Below are 25,162 nucleotides of genomic sequence, written 5' to 3'. Positions count from 1 at the left end.
TTTGGTCTGCAGTACCAACTATTGCGTCAGTCGGCGCCCCGCTTGATAGCGCATCGCGAAATGCCAGCCCAGTTCCGCCATCGGCCCGGCCTTGCGGCCGGTTTCAACGGCATCAGCGGCGGCGGCATTGCCTTGCCTCGCCCTCTCTGCAATCCCGAACATGATGGCGGCCAGCCGGAAGAGGTTGTATGCGATGTAGAAATCCCAGTGCTCCATACCTGCGCTGCCATTGGCATCGCAATACCACTGCATATACGTCTTTTCGCTCGGGATCCCGAGATTCTCGAAGTCGATGTCGGCGACTCCACGCCACAACGATGACGGAATGTGCCAACTCAGGCAGTGATAGGCAAAGTCGACGAGTGGATGCCCCAGCGCCGACAACTCCCAATCCAACACCCCAATGACCTTCGGTTCGTCGGGGTGGAAGACCAGATTGTCAAGCCGGAAGTCGCCGTGAACGAGACGCGTCTCTTCGACCTCAGGAATGTTTCTTGGAAGCCAGTTCATCAGCACTTGCATGGCGGAACTGTCAGCCGCTCCCGTGGTGCGGCACTGGCGCGTCCACCCGGCAATCTGGCGCGCCAGGTAGCTGCCGTGCGGACTGTAGTCGGATAGCCCGACCTTTTCCACGTCAACGCGATGGAGGGAAGCCAGCACGCGATTCATTTCCGCGTAAATGGCGAGGCGCTCCTCGGGCTGCATACCCGGCAACGACTGGTCCACCAGCACCCGACCCTCTAGATACTCCATCAGGTAAAACGGGCTGCCAACGATGGACAGATCATCGCTGTACAGATGCACTTCGGGCACCGGCACAGCGCCTTGTTGTAGAGCGCACATCACGCGATACTCCCTGTCGATGGCGTGCGCCTTGGCCTGGATTTGCCCGGCCGGCTTCATGCGCAGTACATAGCGCCGCCCGCCGGACGAGATCAGATAGGTGGGGTTGGACTGACCGCCGGTAAGCGGCGCGGCCGTAAGCGAAGCATGGTCTATGAGCCCGCGCTCATGGAGTAACTGCGCCAGCGCATCCCAATTGCGGTGTGTCGTTTCATTCATCGGACTGTGCCCTAAATGGTGTTGAGGATCGCGTGGCACGTCACAGCGTGCTGACCAGATGCCCGCCGTCGACGGGCAACACCACACCGGTAACATAGTCGGATGCCGCCGATGCCAGCAGGAGCAGGGCGCCATCAAGCTGTGAGGGCTGACCCAAGCGCCGCTGGGGAATCCGCCGGACCATCGCTTGCCCGCTATCCGTCTCAAAGAAGGCGCGATTGATGTCAGTGGCAAAGTACCCCGGCGCTAGCGCGTTGACACGGATGCCATGACGCGCCCATTCAAGCGCAAGCGATTGTGTCAGGTGGATCAATCCGGCCTTGGCGGCCGTGTATGCGGGCACCTGCTGCGCTACCCTAAGCCCGAGGATGGACGCGATGTTGATAATGCTGCCAGGCCGGTTTGCTTCTCGCATCTGTTGCGCAGCGTACTGAGCCACACGCCAGGCACCTGAGAGATTGGTATCAATGACCCGCTGCCAATCCTGCTCGGTCGTTTCCAGCGCTGGCCCCGTCGTTGCAATACCAGCACTGTTGACCACAATTTCTACAACGCCCAGCGCTTGCTCAGTCTTGAAGAAGGCGCCGGATACGGAATCAGGGTCGCAGACATCCAGCTGCACGACGCAACTGATTCCTCCCATCGCCAGAATTTCGTCCCTCAGGTACTCCCCTTCTGCCACGCGCCTACCGGCGAGCGCCACCCTGCATCCCGCCTTCGCCAATGTGAGCGCGAAGTGACGACCGAGACCACTAAACGCGCCAGTGACAAGTGCCACTTTGCCTTCCAGGTCCGGAAAGACAGGAGAAAAACGGGGTGTGGAAGCCATATTTTGGGTCTCCTTCAAAACGGTATGCGGAGCGGACACCCTTCACAACGTTGGTTCGTCGCCCGCTCCCGAATGGTTCGCACAGATTAAGCGGCCGTATCTGAGCAGCCAGCCACCCTAATGGGGAGGCCCCCCCGATAGGGGAGCCCCCGGCAGGTCGCGGCGCCTCCCCTATCGGGGGGCTGGAAAGCAGGGCCATGGCGCTTACGCTGCCAGGAATCCGGCGGCCTCCGCATGAGCATTTCCGGACTTCAAGGCATGCTGCCCCGCCCGCCGCCACAACGATCGAGGAGTCTCTCCGTGTCACGGCCCACCCCTATTGACCGCACGCCATCCGCGTACGCCTATCCGCTGCTCATCAAACAGTTGTTGCATACCCCCCTTGCGGTCAACCCCGAGCAGGAGGTCGTTTATCGCGAGCAGGTTCGCCACTGTTACTGGACCATGCGGCACCGAATTGGCCAACTAGCCAGCGGCTTGCATTCGCTGGGCATCGAGCCGGGGGATACGGTCGCAATGATGGACTGGGATAGCCACCGATATCTCGAAAGCTATTTCGGCGTTCCTATGATGGGTGCGGTATTGATGACGGTGAATGTGCGCCTCTCGCCCGAGCAGATCGCCTATACACTGAATCACGCACGGGTCAAACTGCTGATTGTCCACGTGGACTTTTTGCCCATAATCGAAGCGATTCGTGACCAGCTCGAATCCGTCGAGCGCCTGGTTCTGATCGGCGAAGACACACTCTCAATCGAGAGCACTCCACTGCCGGACGGCTTTGTCGCAGAGTACGAAGTGCTTCTGAGCGAGTCTCCACCAGACTATAGCTTTCCCGACTTCGACGAAAACGCGCGGGCAACGACCTTCTACACAACCGGCACTACAGGGTTGCCCAAGGGCGTGTATTTCAGCCATCGGCAGATCGTGCTCCATACGTTGGCGACTATGGCCGCGCTCACCAGCGCCCCGAGGCAGGGACGCGTACATCGAGACGATGTGTACATGCCGCTCACGCCGATGTTCCATGTGCATGCCTGGGGGATGCCCTATGTAGCCACTGCACTCGGCATGAAACAGGTTTATCCGGGGCGATATTCCGCGGATCACCTTCTGCGCCTGATACAGCGCGAGCGTGTGACGTTCTCCCACGGCGTTCCAACGCTATTGCACATGATCCTCTCGCACCCGGATTCAGCCGGCGTCAACCTGAGTGGCCTGAAGATCATTGTTGGTGGATCAGCACTGCCACGCGGCTTGGCGCAGGCCGCCATCGATCGCGGCATCGACGTGTTCACCGGCTACGGCATGTCGGAGACCTGCCCCATTCTCACGCTGGCGCAGGTCAAAACGACGTTGCTAGACGATGCGGACACCGAGCTCGACGTGCGCACCAAGACCGGGTTACCCATCCCTCTAGTAGATCTGCGCATCGTTGATGCGCACATGCGCGATGTTGCGCACGATGGCAAGGCCAGTGGTGAAATCGTGGTGCGGGCACCATGGCTTACGCAAGGCTACCTTGGCAACGCAGCAGAGTCTGAACACCTTTGGGCAGGCGGCTACCTCCATACCAACGATATCGGCTCGATCGACAGCGATGGCTATCTGCAGGTCACGGACCGCATCAAGGATGTGATCAAAAGCGGCGGCGAGTGGGTGTCGTCACTGGAGCTCGAAGACCTAATCTCGCGTCACGCCGCCATCAACGAAGTGGCGGTCATCGGTGTCAAAGACGCGCGGTGGGGCGAGCGCCCGCTGGCGCTGATCGTGCTCCGGCCGGGACAGGTGGCCAATACTACGGACATTCAGGACCATCTGCGTGAATTCGTCCGTCGCGGCACCATCTCAAAGTATGCCGTCCCGGACCGCGTGCTCTTTGTTGACGCGATCGAGAAAACCAGTGTTGGCAAGATCAACAAACGCCTGCTTCGCGAGCAGTACCAGACAGGCCTGCCCCCTTCCGTCACCCATCCATAGCCGTGGCAGCGCTGCTAGGCGTGGAACGTGCGTATTTACTACCAATACAGCTTCAGGAGGCAAAGCCATGCAAGATTCCACAACAACAGAGCGCATCAGGCGCCATCCAAGGTTCGGTGAGCTGATCCGCCGGCGCGCCCGACTTTCGTGGACCCTGCTGATCCTGGTTCTAGCGCCCTATCTCACGCTGATGCTTATTGTCGCGCTGCAGCCGCAGCGCCTAGCCCAGTCGCTTCAACCTGGCACATGGCTCAACCTCGGCATCGTCATTGCCGTCGCAATCGTGCTGCTGGGTTGGGCCACTACTTGGTTCTATGTACGCCAGGCCAATGGCGAGCTGGAGACGATGGTGCAACAGATCCTGTCGGAGGCCGCCCAATGAATCTCCAGGCCATCAGCATGTTCCTGCTCTTCGTCGCGCTAACTCTGGGCATCACTTACCGGGCTGCTTCGCGCACCCGGACAACCAACGATTTCTTTACCGCCGGCGGCGGTATCACCGGCACACAGAATGGCCTGGCTGTCGCCGGCGACTACATGTCAGCCGCCACGCTGCTTGGCGTCGTCAGCTTGGTCTATGCGCGTGGCTTCGACGGGCTACTGTATATCGTCGGCTTTTTCATCGGCTGGCCGGTGATGCTATTCCTGATGGCCGAGCGGTTGCGCAATTTGGGAAAATTCACCTTTGTGGATATCATCTCGGACCGGCTTGACCCGGTTAGCACGCGCTGCGTCGCCGCGGGCAGCAGCTTAGTGGTCGTGCTGCTCTACCTGATCGTGCAGATGGTAGGCGCGGGCGAATTGGTGCAATTGTTGTTCGGCATCGATTATGTTTATGCCGTGGTCGGCGTGGGTGCGCTGATGATGATCTATGTGACCGTGGGCGGCATGGTCGCGACGACGTGGGTCCAGATTGTCAAGGCTGTGTTACTGATGTTCGGCGGCTCTCTGCTGATGTTGCTGTCTCTGGCACACTTCAGTTTCAGCTTCGAAAACCTGGCCGCCCGCGCGGTCGCCGTACACCGCAGCGGCCCGGCCCTGCTCGCCCCCGGCACGCTTTTCGCCGATCCAATCTCTGCGCTTTCCCTTTGCATGGCGACGGTGCTCGGCCTCTCGGGCCTTCCGCACATCCTGATGCGCTTCTTCACGGTGCCGAATGCGTGCGAGGCACGCAAGAGCGTGCTGGTGGCCAGCACGTGCATTGGCTACATGTTCCTCGCCATGTTCGCCATCGGGCTCGCGGCCATCGTGATTGTCGGTACCGACCCCCAGTTCTTTGAAGGAGGTCAGGTCGGGGGAAAGCTGCTCGGCGGTAGCAACATGGTCGCGATGCATCTCGCCAGCGCAACCGGAGGCAACATGTTTCTCGGGTTCCTGGCGGCGGTCGCATTTGCCACGATTCTCGCCGTCGTGTCGGGCCTGACGTTGGCTGGCGCCTCCGCGATCTCACACGACGTCTACGCCAGCGTCTTGTGCCGCGGCACCGCCACCGAAGCGGCGGAGATCGCCGTCACCAAGAGGGCCACATTGGTCATTGGCGTCATCGCGGTGCTGTTGGGGATTGCCTTTCGAGGGCAGAACCTCGCGTTCCTGGTCGCGCTTGCATTTAATGTGGCTGCCTCAGCAAATTTCCCAGTGCTGGTACTTTCGATGTACTGGCGGGGCCTGACCAGCCGTGGTGCCGTCTGGGGCATCGCGGCCGGCCTGTTGTCATCGGTCGCGCTCGTAGTCCTCTCCCCGGCCGTCTGGAAAAACGTGTTGGGCCACCCCACTGCCATCTTTCCCTACGATCATCCAGCGCTGTTTACGGTCCCGCTAGCGTTCCTGGTCACCTACTTGTGTTCGCGCTTCGACAATAGCCCGCGGGCGAATGCCGAGCGGCAGGCATTCGACACGCAACTGGTGCGCGCGCAGACCGGCCATGGGGCCGCGGCAGCGGCCAAGCACTGACACCCAGGCGCACTGCCTCGCAGACCAGGCTAGGACTCGGCATGGGACAACGCGGCATAGAGCGTCGCGTTGTCCCAGTAGGCGCGCATGAATTCGATCCTGGCCTGGCTGTCCACACGCACGATGAAGACGTGTGGCAGCGAGAACGACTGTGCACGGTTCGCGATCCCCAGCACATCCCGCGCCTGCGTTCCCGACATGATGACTTCAGCAACCACGGTACGCCGGTCGCCGTCGGAATAGATCGCGGTGACCTGATTGCTTAGGTCAGGGAACCCGTCAATCAGCGTGCGCCAGATACTTCTTCCTGTTTCGTCGACCGGCCCCGACAGCAGGATTGGAACATAGTCAATCTGCGCGCCTGGCGCGAACAGTGAAAGCATGCCGCCTATGTCATGTGCACGGTAGCGCGCGAAGAACGTCGCAACGGTTTCGATCTGGCTCATCGTGGGTCTCCCAAAGGTTGCTCACGGACGACGCGGGGCCCTTGCATGCGACAGTCCGTCCCTACCTATCATCCTGCTTGGGCAATCCTAGTCAATGCCCCTCCCCAAAGGGGTGGTGCTCAATTGCCCGCCGTTCCCTAGCGCCGACGCTCAAAGCTCAGCGCGATCTCGTCGATCGTGGCGCGTATGCGGGCGCTGCGCCGCAGGTCCTGATGAGTCACAAGCCATACCTCGTAGGGCGCCTCACGACTGCGCTCCGGCCATAACGGACCAGTCCGTCCACCTCGCCCATATAGACCGGAATCTCGCCGATACCCAATCCAGTCTTGATGGCCGTGCGTAGCATTAGGCTGGAATTGACTGCGGCCACGACGCTGCCGCCCGCGATCGATTCCCCTGCCAGCGTTGGTTCCATGGATGCCAGCATGTACGGTTGATACACGACCAAGTCATGGCCAGCAAACGCGCCTCCGACCTCGGGCATTCCGTGTGCCTGTAGATAGCTGTTCGAGGCGTACAGACCCATGGGCCATTGAGCGAGGCGCCGTGCAATGAGGTCCGGATTCTCGGGCCGGGCGGTGCGGATTGCGATATCTGCTTCGCGCCGCACCAGGTTCAACATCTGGTTCGATGTGTGAATGTGCACGACCACGCTCGGATACTTGGCGTGCAAGCCATCAAGGGCCGGCATCAGGAAGTCCATCGCCAGCGAATCGGTCGTGGTAATCCTCACCTCGCCGGCAAGACGATCATCGACGCCTTGCGTCAAGCGCTGAAAGTCATTGGCCGACTGCTCCATACGTTGCGCGGCGTCGAGCACGCTTTCGCCCGCTGCGGTCAGCACATAGCCGCTGGACGTACGTAGAAATAGGATTGCCCCAACCTCGCCCTCCAGCGCCGCAAGGCGCCGGCCGACAGTCGCTTGGTCCACACTCAACGACCGCGCCGCGGCGCGCAACGTGCCATCCCGATAAAGCGCGAGAAACACCCGGGCATCGTCCCAGTTCATATTGCCTTCCCATACCCCAGATCACTCGATGCGATTTTGCATGGCAGCCATGAAAACCTGCATCACCGAATCAAACCGCTGCTACCTATACTCACTTCCAACCGCGCGGCCCAACCGTGATGGAGGCCTCGACGCGTTTCACGAGTTAATCAGGACAATCCATGCATTCGCCTTTGAACAATATCCCCGAGATGATGACGGCCATCGAGATCACGCATCCTGGCGGCCCGGAAGTGCTGGTGCCAACACGGCGACCTGTGCCCGTGCCCGGCCCGGGAGAATTGCTGATCCGCCACCAGGCGGCTGGTATCAATGGTCCCGATGTGTTTCAGCGCAAGGGGCTGTACGACCCGCCTCCTGGCGCCTCGGACATTCCGGGACTCGAAGTCGCTGGAGAGGTTGCGGCCATCGGCGCTGGCGTCACTAGGTTCCAGGTAGGTGACCTCGTTTGCGCATTGATCCCTGGCGGTGGCTACGCTGAGTATGGCGTCGCCAACGAACACAACACACTGCACCTGCCTAAGGGCTTGCGTCTGGTGGAGGCCGCTGCCATGCCGGAAACGTTTATGACGGTATGGCTGAACCTGTTCCAACGGGGGCAGTTCAAGCGGGGAGACTCGGTGCTGATCCATGGCGGCGCTTCCGGCATCGGTACCACTGCCACCATGCTCAGCAAGGCCTTCGGCGCGGCGAAGATCATCACCACCGTCGCCACGGACGCGCAACGCGACGCCAGCCTCGCCCTTGGCGCTGATTACGCCGTCAATTATCTCGAAGAGGATTTTGTTGGCGCTGTCATGCGCGTCACCGACGCCAAGGGCGTTGACATTGTGGTCGATATCATCGCCGGTGATTATGTCCCCAAGAATTACGCGGCCGCGGCCATCAACGGGCGTATTGTGCAGATTGGCGTAATAAAGGGTGTGGCGAAGGAAGTCGACCTCTTCCCCATGTTGACCAAGCGACTCACTCATATTGGCTCGACCCTGCGCTCGCGCACGCCTCAGGAAAAGGCCGAAATCATCCGCGAACTCGAGGCCCAGGTGTGGCCGCTGATGGCGTCCGGGGCGGTCAAGCCGGTCATTTACCGAACGTATCCGCTGGAGCAGGCGCGCGCCGCGCATGAACTGATGGACTCTGGCACCCACATCGGCAAGATCGTCCTGACGATGGGCCGGTAGCGGCAACACCAGGGCCGCCAGCGGCGGACGTGGACGACACCATCCGCCCTCGGCTGGTGACATCTTCGTGGGCGTGCGCCGAGGCTGCGTCCCACTAGCCCAAACGCATGCTCTTGCCACGATGAGGTAGATGGAAGAACACAGTGGCAAGGGCCGCCATAGGCGAAAGCAGAATCAGCGCTTCACCAAACCCGTGCGTTGCGACGACCAGGCCGAGGTGTTGCTGCCGAATACGGCAGACAACAAACACAGATATGGCCAAAAAGGACATGCGAGAAGCTGAATCAGTTCACCTCGAACCCTCGCGCCCCGAGTCGTTCCGCGACGCACCTCGTTCCGAGACCAGAGGGAGATCGCGGCCCAAGCCACTGCGGACGGCCTGAATACGGGAGTTCACCTTCAGCTTCTCAAAGATATTTTTCAGGTGCCATTTCACCGTTTCTGGTGCGACGCGAATAGCTCGGGCGATCTCCTTGTTAGAAAGCCCTCTCGCTACGTAGTCCAGAATCTCCACTTCCCGGGCACTTAACCGGCTGCCGGTCATCGGCTCTGGCTGATACTGGGAGACTGCGTTGGACACAACGTCAGGTGCACTGGCTTTCGCATCAAAGCCGGCGCAGAGCCCATTCACATACCAAGGCTCCACATCTTCCAGGGGGCTCGCCTGCTGACGCAGGCCGTTAAGGATCTCACGCGCCACCGGTCCGGCGTCAAGAAACACACGATGCAGGCCGTTCCTCTGGCCATATGCGACTGCAGCCGCCATCGCCTGTAAAGCCTCCGCACCGTGCCCGGCGCTATGAAGTGCGACGGCCAGCACCACCGAAATCTGCGCGGTCAAGTACTGCATGCCCGTTGCGCGCAGCTCCGCCTGCACGCCTTGCAGGATATGCGCAGCGTCGTCGGGGCGGCCACAAGCCACAAGCAGGCGACAATGCGCTACCTGAAAACGCTGCCAAGTCTCGAGGTAGCTGCCCTGCAAGGTCGGCGGCTTTGGCCCCATCAGGGTTTCCAGTTCGTGACCAATCCGCGCGGCACGACCCATGTCGCCAGACCGGATGCTGATCCGAATCGCTTCGGCCTTACACGCGACCTGCATGCGTATCCATTGCCGGCTCCTGGCAACGGCTTCCGCGTCTTCCAGCATTCGGTAGGCCTCGTCCTGCTTGCCGGCAAGCAACTGCAGCCGCGCAAGTGTCACGCAGAAGCCGACCAGGGGACCCAGCGAGCATGATTGCAGGGCAATCTCAAGCCGCCCTTCCAGCAATTCTGCGACACGGGCCAGATCATTCCATTCGTAGTGGATGGCTGCTAGGTAGCCAACCGGGAGTACAGAAGCGGCGGACTGCCTGCCGGCACGAGCGTTGGACTCGCGCAGCACATCTTCGAGCGTCTCGACAGCCTCGCCTAACCTACCTTCCACAAACAGGCTGAGCCCAATCATGCTCTGCCGATACACCAGCGCATAGATTGGCGCTTCCGCCGCGATGCCAAAGGTCAGCTTATGGCGCAAGCGTTCGACACTATCGAACCCGGATGCATAGCTGAGCCCGAAGATCAACGTTGTCAGGCCAATACCCTCTGCCCACGAACCTGCTGCAGGACCAAGTTCCAGAACATTGCGCCCCATTTCTAACGAACGTTGACTCTCATCCGACAGACCAGCGATCAGCGCCTTGACCGCTTCTAGTTCGACCCGCACCACTTCGGTCACAGGAAGCCGCCCGCACTCGATGTCATCCTCCACCGCCTGCAACGCAGCCTTTGCCGCAACGGTCTCCATTGTCAACGCAAGCGCCCAGGCGTGCGCCAAACGTAGGCGCAGCCGGCCGCGCACCGCCTCTGGGGGTAGCTTGGCGACCCAGCTCAGGACGATGCGAACGTCACTGGCCTCAACCAGATGCATCGCACATTCCTCTACCCAGCCAGCCGCGCGGTCGACATCGCCGGCCGCCAAGGCATGCTTGACCGCTTCCGCCCAGAGCGATTGCGACGCAAACCATTCACTGGCCCGGCGATGCAGTTCGGCTACCAGGTGCGGTTGCTCGCGGACCAGCCGTTTTCTCAGGTAGCCGGCAAACAATGCATGAAAGCGGTACCAGTGGCCTTCGGCATCCAGCAGCCTGACGAACATATTCCGTGCGACCAACCAGTCCAGGCTGGCATGCGCGGTATCGGTGCCGACTACCGCATTACACAAGGGCACTGACATCCGCTCCAACACCGAGGTCTGTAGCAAGAAAGCCTGTAGCGGCTCCGGGATATGAACAAACACGTTCTCGTTGAGATATGCCTCGATGCTGCGCCGGGCGAAAGGCAAGCGGTCGGCCGGGACGCCGCTCGAATCGTCCGCACTCCATGCAAAAGAGGCCAGCTGCAACCCCGCCACCCAGCCTTCCGTCGCCTGCAACAGCACCTCTGTCTGGGCGGGGCTTGGTACACGGCCTGCTACAGCCGATAGAAAAGCCCGAGTCTCCGCACTGTCGAAGCGCAGGGCTTCCGCGTCCAGCTTCAGCAGCTGGCCCCGTGCCTCGAAATAGCTGAGAGGAAAGGCCGGTTCGCCACGCCCGGCAATAAGGAGGTGCAGGTTCTCCGGAGCATAGCGCAGCAATCGAAACACGGCTTCGTGAATGGTTGGCGACACCAGCCGGTCGAAATCATCCAGCACCAGTACCATCCGGCGGGGCTGAGCCGCGACCGCATTGAGCAGATCGGCAAACATCGCGTCGGCCGGCGCCAGCGGATCCGGCTCCAAGCGGCACACAACAGAACTACCGACCTCCGCTAAAGCGTCACCCCCGGTTTCACTGGAGACTTCATTGAAGGCATCCCTGGCCGCGGCGAGCAAGTAGGCGCCGAACTGGAACAGATCGTCGTCATCACGGTCGATGCTCAGCCAGCCAACAGCCCATCCTTCCTCTGCCAGGACTGCCTTCCACTCACTCAGCAGCGATGTCTTGCCGAAGCCGGCAGGTGCGGTCAGCGCTGTCAGCTTTCGCTCCAGACCAGAGCGCAGCAGGGCAATGGCACGCTGACGTTTGATGTAGTGGCGCGTGCGCGGCGGGGCCAGCTTGGTATGGATCAAGGCTGGTGGCCATTGTGGCTGCTGCGCTGCAACAGCTAGTGAGGATCGGGGCATCTGGCTCGCGCTGGTGGTTAGTGGGACTCACTAGACGATCAAGTCCCATTCGTCCGTCTGCTCACGGCGCACCATTTCTGCGGCAGACTCAGGTTTTACTGTGCGGTAGCGATGTGATTCGGCGGCGATGACTGCAATCATGGCATTAATCATTTCCTGCGGGTCATGCTGATTGATCAGCGAGCGCCTTGTTCGTGGCCTCATCGCCTGCGGTCATCTTCCCACCACTGATCCATACTTTCCATGCCAGTATCTTTGAAACCCGTTTGATAGGCTCCGGGATTCACCGTCGCGACCTGAACTCCATACGGTTTCGGCTCCTCGCGCATCGATGCTCATGGTGCCTCGACCGCATGCTTGGACGCCGCGTATGCGCCCACCCGCGGCACTTTGATCAACCCTGCGACAGACCACGCCAGATCATCTGCGCGGCAAAGCCCTGCGCCACCTCTAGTGCCGCAACAAATTGGTCTCGAAGACCTGTCGCACACGGGCGACGGGAATCTCCAACACCGCCCCCCCTCCATGAGGACAGCATTGTTGAACAGCATCGATCTCATGTTGGAACGCACGCTGCCGGTCGATCTGTCCAGCACATCGAGCTTGCACAGACCTGCCGGCAGGCGGTTAGTCGCTACTGGCGGGTACGCTATTTCGTGGGACACATAGTCGATCTGATAGCGCCACCGCTCAACTATCTTGACAAAGTGAACAGTGACGTCCAGCCAGCCGCCTGTCGCCCGATCGATATCCGGATACCTCTGAAGCCGTCAAGACAAGAGGATGTTCTTGCCACGCCTGTTTAACTCTCCTTCACTGGGATCAGCCGAGGTGATTCGGGTACGACTGTATTAGATGATCGCCGAAACGAAAGTCAAGCCACAAGGGCATGGGAGACCGTCAGAGGGGGGGAAGGCGGGGGGGCTTCCCAGACAATCCATTTCCGCGCTATCGCCGAACATCCTTTGTGCTGTGCCAAAGGCTTGCGGGCTATAGCAGAACATCTACTTCGACATTGCACCCGTGGCCGGTACCGAGGCTCCCCCCCAATTAGGGAGGCTCCTTGCGATCGACGCAACGATACGCGGATCATTGCATCAGCGAGACTTGCTTCTTCAATCCGATGCGGATCTCGTCATAGAGTGACACGTGCAGTTCCAAGCATTCAGGAGTAGCTCGACGATGCCTGCCATCGATTTCCGCCTCAGTGATGCTGACATTGCTGACTTAGTCGCCTTCATCCGCAGCGCCTGTGGTAAGCACGGCGCGCCGATGGCGGTCAATCGCGCCACTCAACTCGGCCGCAAACGAAGGGCCGAACGCGACCCCGCTGGCGCGCGATAAACACAACCACGGATCCCTGCCATGTCGACTATCTCAAGACGTTCCTTTGTCCAATCTATCGGTGCCGCTACACTCGCGCCAGGAGTGTTGGTTGCATCCGCGGAGGCCAAGGCTGTGGTCGAAAGCTCCGCCCCGCCCCAGAGAGCCGGCGCAGATTACGCCGATTACAAACATATCCTGGTCGCCCAGGACCGCGGCGTCGCCACCGTTACGTTGAACTACCCGCCTTTCAACCTCCTAGATGAGGTACTGTCGGAGGAATTCGACCGGGTAACTCGTCAGCTAGAACAGGATGCAAGCGTACGAGTCGTGGTCTTGCAGAGCGCTGTTCCGAAGTTCTTTATCGCGCACTCCGGCCTGCACCGTGTCGGTTCGGCGCCGAAAACCATTTCGAATACACGCACTTTCCGCCTGACCCAGATGCTCGGCGAGCGCCTGCGCAATATGCCGAAGGCTGTGATCGCAAAAGTCGAAGGCATCGCCCGTGGCGGTGGCTGCGAGATCGCGCTGGCCGCGGACATGTGTTTTGGCGCGATTGGCAAGGCTGTGTTCGGCCAGCCGGAAGTTGTCTGCGGACTCGTCCCCGGAGGCGGCAACACCCAGCGCCTGCCGCGGCGCATGGGGCGCGCCCGCGCCCTCGAGGTCCTGCTGGTTGGCGGAGACTTCTCCGCAGAACTGGCCGACCACTACGGTTACATCAATCGTGCGCTGCCGGCCGGGGAACTGGGGCCATTCGTGGACAATCTTGCACGCCGCATTGCGACCTTCCCCCCTACTACCATTGCTCATCTGAAAGCGGCCGTGGACATGGGGTCCGACGCCTCCTTCTCCGAAGGGCTGTTGATAGAGGCGCACGAGGCCGATCGTTGCGTAGCCAACGACGCGATACAGGCGCGCGTGAAAGCGATTCTCGCAGCGGGCGCGGAAACCTACGAAGGCGAACTCCACTTTCCCGATCTGTCTGCGAAGTTGCCGCCCGCCGATTAAGCGATCAAACCTGCCTCCGCGCGCTGCTTGCCTGCAGGCGCACGGAGGCTTGGATACGAGCGGGCAAGTGCAAGAGAGGCAGCAAGGCATCGAAATGCTGTGATTGAGGAATTTCCCTCATTTGGTGTGAAGGTCAGTGGAAATTAAGCTCCAAAGCTCGTTTTCTTTAGAAGGAAGTCCATCATGACAACCCAGACAGACAGCAAGCAACCAACGCAAGATCCGGCCGAGCGTAAGGCGTTTTTTCCGTCCCCTTACTCGCTCTCACAATTTACCTCGCCAAAGTCAGATCTCTCTGATGCCGACTATCCAGATGCCTATCAGGGGAGCCGCTGGAAAGTACTTCTAGTCGCTGCAGACGAGCGCTATCTGCTGACCGATAACGGCACCTTCTTTTCTACTGGAAACCATCCGATCGAAACACTCCTGCCCATGTATCACATGGACCGTGCAGGATTTGAGTTTGATATTGCTACGTTATCTGGCAATCCGACCAAGTTCGAATGGTGGGCTTTCCCCTCCGAAGACGACGAAGTAAAGTCCTTCTACGCAAAGTACGAGCAGAAATTCCAGCAGCCGCTCAAGCTTTCTGACGTGGTAAATTCGTTGGATAAGGATGCAAACTATATTGCGGTTTTCATCCCAGGAGGTCATGGTGCTTTGATGGGGCTACCTTTCAGCGCAGACATGAAAGCAACCCTGCAGTGGGCTATGCAGAACGACAGATTTATTGTCACGCTGTGTCACGGGCCTGCCGCCTTACTTTCCGCTGGCGTCGACGAACCTAACGGTGGAGATCTTTTCCGCGGCTACCGCATCTGCGCGTTTCCTGATGCCCTGGACAAGCAGACGCCGGACATTGGCTATATGCCCGGTGCTTTGCGCTGGTTCTTCGGCGAAAAGCTTGCTGCTATGGGTGTTGAAATTGTAAACACCAACATTGATGGAAGCACCTTCCGGGACCGGAAAGTCCTAACCGGCGACAGCCCGTTCGCGGCCAACAACCTTGGCAAACTGGCTGCACGGACGTTGCTGGACGAAGTGCAGAAAACAGACGGGCGCTAGTTCTTCTGTCGTCAGAGACATTATCCAATCAGGCACTTTGGCTAGCACAGTTTCTTAGACACTGATTCGCCTCTTGCTGCGGCGCGGGATACCTCAATAAAACCGCGCCGCGATTTTTTCGATGAGATCTGAATGATTATATTCTGTTTCGGAAAAATATCATGATAACCAGTATCGACGCCATTATCGCTACAGAAAAAGCCAACCGACTGAACATCATTACTGATATAGTTCGATCGCTCGGCCAAGCGCATGGCTTCGATCGCTTTATTCTTTTCTCTGCCAGCCCATCTTACGAACATCCCGTTAAACGGATCTACTGGATCGAAGGCAACTGGTTTGACGACGGATCGAAAGTCACCGCAGCACGCTATATGCAGATCTGCCCCGTCACTCGACATCTACTCGATGAAAGCGATCCATTTTTTTGGACTAAACAGCACACTGTTCGCGGAGAACGATATCGCATCGTACGGCATCCGCGCGGCAGTGACATCCACGGCCTACAGATACCGATCTTCGGACCTACTGGCCTTGAGGGTGCGCTCAGCCTTGGGGGCAAGAACATCGATAGCAGTCCTGAAGCACGCATACTTCTAAGTCAGGTTGGCATGGCCGCTTTCCGCGCCGCCCGCAAACTCATAGACGGTCAGCCTGTTCCCACCCTTCCTCCTGGCCTCTCACCGCGTGAACGTGAAATTCTTCAGTGGGTTACCGCCGGCAAGCGTCAGGCCGAGATCGCTGCCACCTTAGGGCTTTCGGAAAGAACCATAGAGAATCATTTGCGCAATGCTCGTCATCGCTTAGGCGTGGCTACCACGGCTCAAGCCGTGAGATTTGCATTAGCAAGCGGCGAAATTGGCCCCGTCATGTCCTCCAATCCCGAGCTGCTGACAACATGAGCAGCAGGAAGCAGCCTGAGAGCATTGGCTCAATGCTTTGCGCGGTGTATTGCCGATTGCCCCGGTTTTGAACCTGAAACAGGCACTAGACAATCCATTCGTCGAAGAGGTCGGCATGATTGGTCAGGTTCCCCACCCGCGCAAGGACGACCTGAAGTTGTTGGCAAACCCATTGAAGTTTGATGGCGAGCGTCTCAGCCAGGTACCGCGCAATCCGCCGAGTGTCGGCCAGTACATCTCCGTAGACGCCCCCAAGCAGGCCGCGTAACACCGATCGACGGTGAAAAAGAGGCCCATCGCATGTCGTCGGATGGATCAGAAAAGCGTGGTGGCCGGGCTGGCTATCTTTCTTGCCCACCAGGGTGCGCCATGACATGCTTCCAGTGCCGCGTTGGCGGGAGAGCATTGCAGAAAGAGAATCCGTTGGGTCTTGCTGAGGCACCGGCTCACGATCACGCCCGTCTCTTGCCCCACCAATGACTCGATCTACAGAGAAAGTTCCCCGATCGCATGGCTGCCGCGGGCCACACGGTGGCCGTGCGCCTTTTTTGTGCGGTCGTCATGAAAGTCATGTTGTTAGCGCTTCTAAGCGCGTATGCTGAAACTGCCAATGTGGCAAGCCAGCACTAGGAGCACACCATGGCAAAGAGTCAACTACGCAGCACTCGCGAGGCGAAGAAGCCCAAACAGCCAAAGAAACCGTCGGTGCCAGCGACCCCATTCAGCACAGTTCATTCGCGGGTTGGGAACGAAGGCGTCGCCAAGAAGAAGACGTAAGTCGGTTCGCCGCAGACACACGGCACGACAATCTCACGCGACTTGCATCGTTCACCCCAGGGAATTCCTAGCTCTACATTGAAAGCGCAGACCGCTTCGGGAGGCGCATCATGATCCATCACAACACGGACCCCACTTTTCGCGGGCTCCCCCTCACCGCCGAGCAGGACGCGGAAATTCGTCACTACCTGAATAGGAAGACCAGACTGGGCAAGCCATGGAATACCCCCGAGCTACGAGGGATGCTTGAGGACATGCTGCTGCCGCCGAGCGCCGAAGATGACAGCCAGAGCGACATCCCGCGCGGTGCGGTGTCTGCCGTTGAGCGCGCGACCGCGTTCGTCGACCAGGACATGGAGCCAATCGAGGCGTACGAGGAATTGCATGCTGCGATAGAAGCCGAGAGCATGAAAGAAGATACGAAGTAGCGGTAGCGATGCGCGCTGGTTGGCAACCTGGTTCCTCAAAGGCGTAGAACACAGGATGCCAACATGGCACTGAATTTTCCCAACCCCGGCCGCAGCTATGTAGGGCCCGGCGTGGCTTGTGGTTCTTGGGGGATGACAGCGCTCGCGAGATGACATGACGACTCACGCCATCGTCGCCGCCCTGGCCTTCACCGGGCTCGCGCGCGCTGCCTGATCGCCGCGTTCTCAAGAATCGTGATGCCGTCCTGGCCATGGAGCAGCTCGGCGGCAAAGGCACGGCCGATATCATCTTGATCGATCGTCCCGAAGGATCCCGGGACAAGACGCCCCAGCCACGCGAGATACCCCGGCGTATGCACATTGCCGGCAATGATGCCGGGGCGAAAAATGGCCAGCCGCTTGAACCCGACCTGCCGTACCGCGAGCTCCTTTTCTCCCATGATGCGCGCGTAGCGAATCCGGCTCGTCGCGCTGCTTCCCGCCGCCGACAGCAAACCGAACGCCTCGATGCCTCCTGCCAGGCAGCCACGCGCAAATGCACCAACGACGCCGATCTCCAAATCCCTTATGGCCTCGTCACTCCACTGCTGGCTCCCCTTGCCGATACCAATGCATGACGCCGCAACCAGCGTTTCGCCCGGCCGCCCGCTGGATCGGGCAAGTGTCTCGACGTCGCCGGCGAAATCTACGCCACCGGTATCCATGACCACCTCGCGCAATCGCACGTCGCTCGCAAGCGAAGCGGGTCGACGATTAACCAGAATCACCTCGAGGCAGGAAGGCATAGCCAGCAACGCTCGCACCAGCGCCGACCCGACCTGCCCGGTGCCCCCGGCGACCAAAACCCGAAATCCCATGTCATGCCCCTTCTTTGTTGTGAATCGTGTCCGTCATGACATCATGGCGCCTTGAACGGGAGCGCTTCGTCGATGACGCGAAATCAGCCAGGGGCTATGGTAGCCGCCCCTTCCTTGTCACGAGGCCATCTCGACCTTCAGGAAGGACTCGGCCGTTCGACCGGACCAGCGCGCACAACCGCGCTCATATAGGTCGACGAACTCCACCGCGGATGCGGTAAGAAGATCCTGATCGCGGTACTGGAGGAAGACGTTCAGCTTGGGCATATCGTGCGGAAGTACCAGGCGCGTCATCGACCCTTGCTCAAAATAGCGCTCGAAACTTGGGCGCACCGCGTCCATCCAATGCATCACGGCGTTGATGCGAACCGCCAGTTGGATATACAGCGTCACCGAGGAGCTCCGCACGATGCGTGAAGGCGGCGTCAATCCGTAGTGCGCGAAGAGCGTGGAGATGCAGCTCTCGGCGTCGTCTTCGGGGTCCAACGTCAGCCATGGCTCGTCAATCAGCGCCTCAAGCGTCGTCTCGGGGGTCTCGCGCGGGCCGGAGACCAGCATGGTCTCGTGGCTGAGCATCTTTCTCCAGCACAGGTCGGTATCCGGCTCACCGTACTGACTGACAAGCCCCAGGTCCAGCGTACCGTTGCGCAGGCCTTCCGCAATCTGTCCGCCGCGCATCTCCAGGACGGACACCTTTACCATCGGACGCTTCCGGACAAACTCAGCGACGGCCTCAGCCAGTGCCAGCGTCGCGGCCGGTCCTGTGTGACCGATGGTCAGTCGTCCACCCACCTCCCCCCGGTAGCTGCCGATTTCCTCCCACATCCGCCCCATTTCCTTTTCGATGGAGCGAGACCGTCGGATCATCATCAGCCCGCACTCCGTCAGCGTTGCGCCCTTCGCGGACCTGACAAGCAGTTCGGTGCCAACTTCCCGCTCCAGCTCCTTGATGGACTTACTGAGGGCGGATTGCGTCAGGTGCAGCAGCCGAGCGGCCTCATGAATGCTGCCGGCGTCCGCAATCGCCAGCAATGCCTTGAGTTGATTGAATTTCATCGCCTGCCTCGTCTACGTCCCCAGCGATTCGCTCGAGAACTTTTGCATCAAAACTGTGCAGGATTCTGCCAACCGTGCACCAGCCTTGCACTCCGGGCCTACCCGGGTGTACGTCGGCCAAATCAGGGATGGCGTGAGCAAATTCCGGACCCAAGACAATATTCCGACAGGCAGTACGCCTGATGAGCAAAAGTGATCGCTTTGAAAAAATGTCGCGGGCGCTGCGCGAAGAAAATCCACACACTACGTCTCGCACAACACCGGACCAATCAGGCAACGCGTCCGGGAAGTCATCGAAGAAATGGCCCCAACCAGGTCAGCAGCTACGACCGAATCGCCTGCCTTCAATTTTTGATTCCTCCCCCTGAATCGATTCATGAGACATCTCATTCGGTTGTCGACTGCGGTTGCCGCGATGGCGGTATCCGTTCCGGTGCTGGCCCAAGACAGTCAACTCGGCAGCATCTACGCATCAAATGGGACGGGCTTCGGTGCGCAAGCGCTAGGCATCGCACCGGGCCGCAATATCGTGTCGCTATACGGTACGGTGGACATGGCCATCAACTACATTCGCGCTGGATCGCAGTCTCAGGTGCGCATGCAAAGCGGCAACGTCTGGACGTCGAAGTTTGGCATCTATGGCCAGGAAGACCTTGGCCAGGGTTGGACAACGTTTTTCCGTCTGGAATCCGGTTTCGCCGCCGATACTGGCGCCGTCCAGGATTCCAAGTCGTTCTTCAACCGCGCGTCCTACATCGGCATGCACAGCCGAAACTATGGGCAGCTTGTGCTGGGTCGCCAGTACACGTCCATCGGCTCTGCCGCCATTGGCGCGGACCCCTTTCTGGCCAACGGGCATGAATCGGTCCACACGTACCTGCTGACCACCTCTGGCCTGGGTGGCGCGGCCAACACCGATGCTGTGGCGCGGCTGAACCAGACCATCCGCTATATCTCGCCGCGCATCCTGAACGTCTCGCTCGATGCCAGCCTGTCTTTCAAGGGAGATCGCAGCGTTGGCACATCGATGCATGCGAAGACGTTGTCCGCCAACTACAGCGACGGCGCCACCATGGTCGGCGTCGGATACGGCCAAAGCTATTGCGATCCCGCCATCACCGGCAGTTGCACCAGCACGGACGCGGCCGCCCCAACCCTGCGCACAGACACATGGATTGTCAGCGCGCTGCATGACTTCGGCGCTTTCGTCGGACAAGCGGCCTGGTTGCGCTTTGACCCCAAGGCCCCTGGTGCCCACACGGCTGACCTCTACACGGTCGGTGCGCAGCGCATGGTCGGCCGCAACTTCTTTCGCATTGGCCTGGCTTATCGGCACACCACGGCAGACCAGAACTATGCCTATGGCGGCACGGTCGGCGTCGATCACTTCCTGTCAAAACGGACGGCCCTCTATGCCCGCGTCAGTGTGCTGAAGAACGGCCCGAAGTCGAGCCTGATCTACGACTACGACACCACGAACGTGCCGGTATCCGCCGGGAACACCGTGTCCGACGCGTCCATCGGCATGTATCACAACTTCTAACGGCGACCCGCCGCCCATTCCCAAGTAGGAGGCACTAATGACAACATCCGTATCCACTCGCTTTGTTGACGAATTCATCGAGAGTCACCGCGACCACTATGTCAAGCTGTCCGATTCCATCTGGAACCAGGCGGAGCTTGGCTACCAGGAATGGCAATCGTCTGCCGCCCACATTGCCTATCTGAACGAGGCAGGATTCACGCTGCAGGAAGGCGTGGCCGGCATCCCTACCGCGTTCGTGGCCGAGGCCGGCAGCGGCGGTCCCGTCATTGGCATCCTGGGCGAATTCGATGCGCTGTCCGGCCTGAGCCAGCAAAGCATGGCCACATCGTGCCAACCATCGTCCGAGATTACCAACGGTAACGGACATGGTTGCGGCCACCACCTGCTTGGCACCAGCGCTCACTACGCGGCAGTGGCCGTCCACCAATACCTGAAGGCGCATGGCCTTCCGGGCACGGTGCGCTTTTATGGCTGCCCGGCGGAAGAAGGCGGCTATGGCAAGACGTATATGGCCCGGGCAGGGCTTTTCGACGACCTGGATGCGGCGCTGACCTGGCACCCCGGGGTCTTCAACGGGGTGATGAACATCGAAGCCCTGGCCGTGAAACAGGCGTACTTCCGCTTTACAGGGGTGTCCGCACACGCAGGCGCCTCGCCGCACCTGGGTCGCAGCGCACTCGATGCGCTAGAGCTGATGAACGTGGGCGTGAATTTCCTGCGAGAACACATGCTTCCCGACGCGCGCGTCCACTACGCCATTACTGACGCGGGTGGCGTAGCGCCAAATGTCGTGCAGCCGCGTGCGGAGGCACTCTACATGGTGAGAGCCCCTCACAACCACCAGGTTCAGGAACTCTACGAACGCGTGTGTGCGATCGCAGAGGGCGCCGCACTGATGACAGGTTGCCAGGTAGAGGTCGAAGTGCATTCCGCTTGCTCCAACATCGTCCTGAACACGGTGTTGAACCAGTTGATGCACGAGAAACTCAGCGAACTGGGGGCGCCGCGCTACGAAGCGAACGAGCTCGATTTCGCCGCGTCGATTCACAAAACACTGCGCAAGGACGAAGTCGAAATGGCCGGACGCATGCTCACCGCTGCCTGGCGCAACCCGAAGCCGCTTTTTGACGGCGTTGAACCCCTCGATTCGACCCGACCTCAACGTATGCATGGCTCCACGGACGTCGGCGATGTCAGTTGGGTCACGCCCACCGCCCAATGCATGACCGCCTGCTTCACGTTCGGTAGCTCGCCACATTCGTGGCAATGGGTATCCCAGGGAAAGAGCCCGATCGCTCACAAGGGCATGCTGCTCGCGGCCAAAACGATTGCCGCCACGGCGTTGGAGCTCTTCGTGCGTCCGGAACTGCTGACGCTGGCCCGGGAAGAGCTGGTAGAACGCATCGATGGCAAGTCGTACGAGTGTCCGATCCCGGCAGAAGTGCAGCCCCCTTTGCCTCAGGCAGACGTGGCGTTGGCCGCCTGACGGGAAAACGTCCCTACGACCCGACTGGCCAATTATTGGCCAATGACCGACTAATGACCGGCCAATGCAGAGACGCAGGGCAATGCACAGCCTGTGCCCCGCGTCTCTGCAATCCACGCGTTGACGTGCCATCCATCAAGCAATCGCAATCATGATGCCTACCACTGCAGTTCCCGGCCAGCGCGCCAGCGATGTGCGTGCCAAGCCAAGCCAGGCTCGCCTCATCGTCGCCACCTCGATTGGCAACGGACTAGAGATCTTCGACTTTACGGTCTACAGCTTCTTTGCCGCCATGATTGGCGCCCAGTTTTTTCCTTCTGGCGACCCGATCACGTCTCTGTTGTTCTCCGTCGGGACGTTTGGCCTGGGCTTTCTCATGCGGCCGCTTGGCGCCGTGCTGCTCGGTGGCTATGCAGACCGCGTCGGGCGTCGCGCGGCGATGACCATGACTATCTGGCTGATGGCCCTTGGCACAGCCCTGATTGGCCTGTGTCCGCCGTATGCATCGATCGGCGTGTTCGCACCCATCATTGTCCTGATCGGACGCCTGCTTCAGGGATTTGCCGCCGGCGGAGAAGTTGGCGCGGCCACGACGTACCTCATGGAATCGGGTCCTGCTTCGCGCCGCGGCTTCTATGTGAGCTGGCAAACGACCAGTCAGGCGGCCGCAGCACTGGTAGGCGCGGGATTCGGCATGGTACTGAGTCAATCCCTGGCGCAGGATGCACTCTATAGCTGGGGCTGGCGTATCCCGTTCCTGGTTGGGCTGCTCGTGGCACCTGTCGGCATCTACATTCGCCGCGCACTGCACGACACTCACGCTGGGCAACCCCAATCCGCCACGCAAGAGGCATTGCCGGTCGTTTCACTGCTTCGCGAGCAAGGCGCTGTTGTGGTGCTCGGTGCGTTGCTCATCATGGGTGGAACCGTGTCCCTTTACACGCTCGTCTACTACATGCCCAGCTACCTGACCCGCGTCATGCACATGCCGCCTCAGACAGGATTCATGTCGGCGACCGTGTCGGCGTTGGTGCTGCTCATCGTCTCGCCACTGTCCGGCCTGCTTGCCGACCGACTGAAGTTTCGCAAACCGCTTCTGCTGTGTACCTATGGCGCCATGACCGCACTTGTCATGCCGGTCTTTCTCGTTGTGGTCCACGCGACGCCGGAAAGCGCGTTCCTGGTTGTGGCAGCCGTGGCGGCCTTCACGGCGGTCATGACCCTGGGCGGCGCAGCAATGGTCCTGATGCTGCTCGAAGCGTTTCCCCCTGCCATGCGCGCGACCGGGATGGCGCTGCCCTACGCCATCGCAGTGACGTTCTTCGGCGGTACGGCGCAGTTCGTGGTGACGTGGCTCATCGACCGCACCGGCAATCCGCTGTCGGCTGGCTGGTACGTTCAGGCCTGCTGCATCGCAAGTTTCGTCGCCCTACTGGTCTTTCGCGAGCGAAAGGCCGCGCACTAACTGCAAAACCGCACGCCCCAACACCTCACGAACGCCATGTATCTCAGTACCTTCGACCTATTCAAGATTGGCATTGGACCATCGAGTTCCCATACGGTGGGGCCGATGCTCGCAGCACTCACGTTTGCACGAGCGCTTGGCGAGCGCGGGACGCTCTCGCTGACGCACAGGATACAGGTCGATCTGCACGGATCACTAGGCGCGACCGGCCGGGGCCATGCCACAGACCGCGGGGTCATGCTCGGCTTGATGGGGGAACAGCCCGATACGGTCGACCCGGACTTCATCGAGGAACAGCTTGAGATGATGCGCCGCCATGGCACCATTGCGCTGATGGGAAGCCATGGCGTCGCATTCAACGTTGCCGAGGACATTCGTTATCTCCCAGCCCCGCTGCCTGACCACCCTAACGCCCTCACCCTTTCGGCCTTCGATGCCACCGGGGTTTCGCTGTCTACCCAGACCTACTACTCAGTTGGCGGGGGGTTTATTACGACCGATGTGACGGCGGCGCCGGTCACGGATCGGGCGGCACCGCCCTATCCCTTTGACTCCGGGGCGTCGCTGCTGGCCCAGTGTCACCAGTCCGGACTCAGCATTGCGGAGCTTGTATTGGCCAACGAGATGGCGTGGGCCGATGCGGAATCGGTTCGGTCCCGGCTGCTACAGATCTGGAAGGCCATGGCGGACTGCGTCTTGCGAGGGTCTATGAATAACGCGCCACTCTCGTCAGGCCTTCGCCGGCGAGCGCCCGACCTGCTTCGGCGCTTGCAGGCCGATGCGGCCAAATCAGACGACTTCCTTACGTCGATGGACTGGGTGAATCTGTTCGCGATGGCGGTCAACGAGGAAAATGCCGCCGGCGGCCGCGTGGTGACTGCCCCCACAAATGGCGCGGCCGGCATCGTGCCCGCAGTCCTGCATTACTACGTTGATTTCGTCCCAGGCGCCCATGAGGACGGAATATGCGACTTTCTGCTGACCGCAGCCGCAATCGGCATGCTCTACAAGCTGAATGCGTCCATTTCCGGGGCAGAGGTAGGCTGCCAGGGAGAAGTCGGTGTCGCCTGTTCCATGGCCGCGGCCGCCCTGGCCGCGGTACTAGGCGGCACACCGGAGCAGGTGGAACACGCGGCAGAGATCGGCATGGAGCATAACCTGGGGCTGACTTGCGATCCGGTCGGCGGTCTTGTCCAGATACCCTGCATCGAGCGGAATGCCATCGCCTCAGTCAAGGCGATCAATGCAGCGCGCATGGCGGTCCGCAGTGACGGTGGGCACAAGGTTTCCCTGGATGCCGTCATTCGAACGATGCGCGCTACTGGCGCCGATATGGCAGCCAAGTACAAGGAGACGTCCCTGGGTGGCCTGGCTGTAAACGTCGTGCTTTGCTAACCACCAATGAACGCCTGTCGACTGTCCGAATCCGTCGCTGCCGTCCGCTGCTCAGCGCGCCGATGGCCGAGTTGAGTCGATCGTCGCACCTGGTACCGGCAAGCCCCTGCCTGCGTGGCTCGAAGGTCGGGGCGGGCCACAAGGCGGTCATCACGAGCGAACTCGCCAGGACGTTCAACCCACAGGTCCCAGCTCGCCAACAGTCATTGCTGTCGTCGTGGAATCTGAAGCAGCGTCGCAAGCCTTTATGAAGTCAGG

The 25,162-nt window shown here is 60.3% G+C and carries 20 protein-coding genes and 1 pseudogene; 14 read left to right on the top strand and 7 right to left on the bottom strand.

The genetic code is table 11. The annotated features are described in order from the left end of the window. Positions 1 to 18 precede the first annotated feature (18 nt). Positions 19 to 1,062 carry a phosphotransferase family protein gene (locus CYJ10_RS21885; protein ID WP_101683547.1) on the bottom strand — a complete coding sequence of 348 codons (1,044 nt, stop codon included), beginning with the start codon at positions 1,060 to 1,062 and terminating at the stop codon, positions 19 to 21. A gap of 40 nt (positions 1,063 to 1,102) precedes the next feature. Beyond that, complete coding sequence (locus CYJ10_RS21880) at positions 1,103 to 1,891, bottom strand: SDR family NAD(P)-dependent oxidoreductase (RefSeq protein WP_101683546.1); 789 nt, start codon at positions 1,889 to 1,891, stop codon at positions 1,103 to 1,105. Positions 1,892 to 2,149: 258 nt separating this feature from the next. Here CYJ10_RS21880 and CYJ10_RS21875 point away from each other — a divergent pair, with 258 nt between their 5' ends. The 3 genes from CYJ10_RS21875 (at position 2,150) to actP (ending at position 5,821) form a co-directional block, all read left to right on the top strand. Continuing rightward, positions 2,150 to 3,871 carry a fatty acid--CoA ligase gene (locus CYJ10_RS21875; protein WP_101683593.1) on the top strand — a complete coding sequence of 574 codons (1,722 nt, stop codon included), beginning with the start codon at positions 2,150 to 2,152 and terminating at the stop codon, positions 3,869 to 3,871. A 67-nt stretch (positions 3,872 to 3,938) separates the two neighbouring features. Then, on the top strand, positions 3,939 to 4,253 hold the full coding sequence (locus CYJ10_RS34895; RefSeq protein ID WP_180863017.1) for a DUF485 domain-containing protein: 315 nt from the start codon (positions 3,939 to 3,941) through the stop codon (positions 4,251 to 4,253). Then, complete coding sequence (actP, locus tag CYJ10_RS21865; RefSeq protein ID WP_101683544.1) at positions 4,250 to 5,821, top strand: cation/acetate symporter ActP; 1,572 nt, start codon at positions 4,250 to 4,252, stop codon at positions 5,819 to 5,821. The genes CYJ10_RS34895 and actP overlap by 4 nt, the downstream gene beginning before the upstream one ends. Positions 5,822 to 5,850: 29 nt before the next feature. Here the strand turns inward: actP and CYJ10_RS21860 are convergent, their stop codons facing one another. Continuing rightward, positions 5,851 to 6,267 carry a nuclear transport factor 2 family protein gene (locus tag CYJ10_RS21860; protein WP_101683543.1) on the bottom strand — a complete coding sequence of 139 codons (417 nt, stop codon included), beginning with the start codon at positions 6,265 to 6,267 and terminating at the stop codon, positions 5,851 to 5,853. A gap of 137 nt (positions 6,268 to 6,404) precedes the next feature. Continuing rightward, positions 6,405 to 7,276, bottom strand: a pseudogene (locus CYJ10_RS21855) (LysR family transcriptional regulator). Between the two features lie 161 nt (positions 7,277 to 7,437). Here CYJ10_RS21855 and CYJ10_RS21850 point away from each other — a divergent pair. Continuing rightward, the gene (locus tag CYJ10_RS21850; protein WP_257993453.1) at positions 7,438 to 8,457 is read left to right on the top strand and encodes an NAD(P)H-quinone oxidoreductase; all 1,020 of its coding nucleotides are present in this window, start codon (positions 7,438 to 7,440) and stop codon (positions 8,455 to 8,457) included. A 289-nt stretch (positions 8,458 to 8,746) separates the two neighbouring features. Here CYJ10_RS21850 and CYJ10_RS21845 read toward each other — a convergent pair whose 3' ends face one another. Continuing rightward, entirely contained in the window at positions 8,747 to 11,542 is a 2,796-nt protein-coding gene (locus tag CYJ10_RS21845; protein ID WP_180863016.1) for a LuxR C-terminal-related transcriptional regulator, read from the bottom strand. A gap of 1,236 nt (positions 11,543 to 12,778) precedes the next feature. On the opposite strand from CYJ10_RS21845, the gene CYJ10_RS34220 reads away from it, so the two are divergent. The 6 genes from CYJ10_RS34220 (at position 12,779) to CYJ10_RS21820 (ending at position 17,099) form a co-directional block, all read left to right on the top strand. Beyond that, a complete protein-coding gene (locus CYJ10_RS34220) occupies positions 12,779 to 12,940 on the top strand; it encodes a hypothetical protein (protein WP_180863015.1) in 162 nt (53 codons plus the stop codon). 21 nt (positions 12,941 to 12,961) lie between these two features. Beyond that, positions 12,962 to 13,927 carry an enoyl-CoA hydratase/isomerase family protein gene (locus CYJ10_RS21840; RefSeq protein ID WP_101683541.1) on the top strand — a complete coding sequence of 322 codons (966 nt, stop codon included), beginning with the start codon at positions 12,962 to 12,964 and terminating at the stop codon, positions 13,925 to 13,927. 183 nt (positions 13,928 to 14,110) lie between these two features. Next, positions 14,111 to 14,992: a glyoxalase III HchA gene (gene hchA, locus CYJ10_RS21835; protein WP_101683540.1), complete on the top strand. Its 882-nt coding sequence runs from the start codon at positions 14,111 to 14,113 to the stop codon at positions 14,990 to 14,992. A gap of 161 nt (positions 14,993 to 15,153) precedes the next feature. Beyond that, positions 15,154 to 15,894, top strand: coding sequence for a PA1136 family autoinducer-binding transcriptional regulator (locus CYJ10_RS21830; protein WP_101683539.1), 741 nt, complete (start codon positions 15,154 to 15,156; stop codon positions 15,892 to 15,894). Between the two features lie 37 nt (positions 15,895 to 15,931). Beyond that, positions 15,932 to 16,162 carry a CoA transferase gene (locus CYJ10_RS21825; protein WP_308302992.1) on the top strand — a complete coding sequence of 77 codons (231 nt, stop codon included), beginning with the start codon at positions 15,932 to 15,934 and terminating at the stop codon, positions 16,160 to 16,162. A gap of 619 nt (positions 16,163 to 16,781) precedes the next feature. Further along, complete coding sequence (locus CYJ10_RS21820; protein WP_101683538.1) at positions 16,782 to 17,099, top strand: hypothetical protein; 318 nt, start codon at positions 16,782 to 16,784, stop codon at positions 17,097 to 17,099. A gap of 188 nt (positions 17,100 to 17,287) precedes the next feature. On the opposite strand, the gene CYJ10_RS21815 is transcribed toward CYJ10_RS21820, so the two are convergent. Beyond that, positions 17,288 to 17,956 (bottom strand): NAD-dependent epimerase/dehydratase family protein, encoded by a 669-nt coding sequence (locus CYJ10_RS21815; protein ID WP_101683537.1) that lies wholly within the window; start codon positions 17,954 to 17,956, stop codon positions 17,288 to 17,290. A 117-nt stretch (positions 17,957 to 18,073) separates the two neighbouring features. Then, on the bottom strand, positions 18,074 to 19,012 hold the full coding sequence (locus CYJ10_RS21810; protein WP_101683536.1) for a LysR family transcriptional regulator: 939 nt from the start codon (positions 19,010 to 19,012) through the stop codon (positions 18,074 to 18,076). 376 nt (positions 19,013 to 19,388) lie between these two features. On the opposite strand from CYJ10_RS21810, the gene CYJ10_RS21805 reads away from it, so the two are divergent. From CYJ10_RS21805 to CYJ10_RS21790, 4 genes are all read left to right on the top strand, one after another. Then, complete coding sequence (locus tag CYJ10_RS21805; RefSeq protein WP_101683535.1) at positions 19,389 to 20,555, top strand: porin; 1,167 nt, start codon at positions 19,389 to 19,391, stop codon at positions 20,553 to 20,555. A gap of 37 nt (positions 20,556 to 20,592) precedes the next feature. Next, positions 20,593 to 22,044 carry a M20 family metallopeptidase gene (locus CYJ10_RS21800; RefSeq protein ID WP_101683534.1) on the top strand — a complete coding sequence of 484 codons (1,452 nt, stop codon included), beginning with the start codon at positions 20,593 to 20,595 and terminating at the stop codon, positions 22,042 to 22,044. A gap of 151 nt (positions 22,045 to 22,195) precedes the next feature. Beyond that, positions 22,196 to 23,509 (top strand): MFS transporter, encoded by a 1,314-nt coding sequence (locus CYJ10_RS21795; protein WP_219621494.1) that lies wholly within the window; start codon positions 22,196 to 22,198, stop codon positions 23,507 to 23,509. 36 nt (positions 23,510 to 23,545) lie between these two features. Beyond that, a complete protein-coding gene (locus CYJ10_RS21790) occupies positions 23,546 to 24,904 on the top strand; it encodes an L-serine ammonia-lyase (RefSeq protein ID WP_101683533.1) in 1,359 nt (452 codons plus the stop codon). The last annotated feature ends 258 nt before the right edge of the window (positions 24,905 to 25,162 follow it).

Origin of the sequence: Cupriavidus pauculus (assembly GCF_002858765.1) — a bacterium.
GTDB classification, from domain to species: domain Bacteria; phylum Pseudomonadota; class Gammaproteobacteria; order Burkholderiales; family Burkholderiaceae; genus Cupriavidus; species Cupriavidus pauculus_B.
Note: the sequence above shows the minus strand (reverse complement) of the source record. Positions and strands in the feature narration are given on the sequence as shown.